The 720-nt window shown below is 38.2% G+C and carries 1 protein-coding gene; it reads right to left on the bottom strand.

Going from position 1 to position 720, the window contains the following annotated elements:
* On the bottom strand, nt 1-720 hold a 720-nt coding region (locus tag IUY40_RS19175; protein WP_229335697.1), incomplete at both ends, for a Calx-beta domain-containing protein.

The raw sequence follows: 720 nt of genomic DNA, 5'->3' as shown, positions 1-720 counted from the left end.
CAGTTCCTCCTGTTATAACTACCGTTTCGTCTGGTTCTATCAAATTATCATTTTCAGCAGCTATCCATATGTATGCAGAATATGTATGCGTATAAATCGTTACCGAACCTGTTAATTCTTTATAATCCGTACCGTTTATAGCTGTACCTGATATCGTATAGTTTACAATCTGTGGATACCCCAGAGCAACTCCTTCTGGTAAACTTACTTGTATACCAGTACCTGATCCTTCTGCAACAGCTGCTGTAATTGGAGAAAAGTGCAATACTTTATTTGCCTCATCGGTTACATCAGTAATAGTAACTGTAGCTGTGTTGGCTGCATCATCCCAAGTAAATCCAGTTAATGGACCTGCTGTTATAACACTTCCTGTTAAAATTATAGTCTCATCATCCTCTATAACAGTATCCTTAAATGTATTAATATTAATCCATCCTTCTTTTTGACCTGCTAGTATCGTTCCTGTTCCAGTCAATTCCACATAGTCTCTCCAACCCCAATTAGGAGTTGCCGTACCTGTAACTGTATAGTTGAATGTAATATCTTTCGTCGTAATAATCCCTTCTGGCAAACGTACATATACAAATAAATCGTCGCCCTCTTGAATGCTCACTTCTTTTAAACTAAAACGCAATACCTTATCCGATAACGGATTGGAATCTGTTATCGTTACCATAGCAGTATTGGCTGTAGCACTCCAAGTAAATCCTGCTGTAGCAG

Source organism: Flavobacterium sp. ALJ2, assembly GCF_015594725.1.
Lineage (GTDB): Bacteria > Bacteroidota > Bacteroidia > Flavobacteriales > Flavobacteriaceae > Flavobacterium.
This window is presented reverse-complemented; position numbering and strand designations above follow the sequence as displayed.